General features: G+C 63.2%; 1 protein-coding gene. It reads right to left on the bottom strand.

From position 1 onward, the window contains the following. The coding region (locus IH26_RS62525) for a hypothetical protein (protein ID WP_034218364.1) at positions 1–228 on the bottom strand (228 nt) is incomplete at both ends.

Raw genomic sequence — 228 nt, 5'->3', positions numbered from 1 at the left:
CTCCGTCTCGAAATCGGAGCCCCACGGCAGGGCGCGAAACCGGCCCAAAGCCTTCTGCCGATCCACGACGTACGTCGTTGCCGGTACCTCGTTCATCGCTTTACCGGACCGCCGGGCGTCATTGACCAGCGCGGCCTCCTGAAAGTAAGAGGTGGCCAGATCGGCAGCAGCTTCGTGCAACCGAAGGAGCCATTGGCGACGATTCTCCGCCCGGCGAGCGAAGAATTG

It is taken from the genome of Actinoplanes subtropicus, assembly GCF_000721705.1.
Classification (GTDB): Bacteria; Actinomycetota; Actinomycetes; order Mycobacteriales; family Micromonosporaceae; genus Actinoplanes; species Actinoplanes subtropicus.
This window is presented reverse-complemented; position numbering and strand designations above follow the sequence as displayed.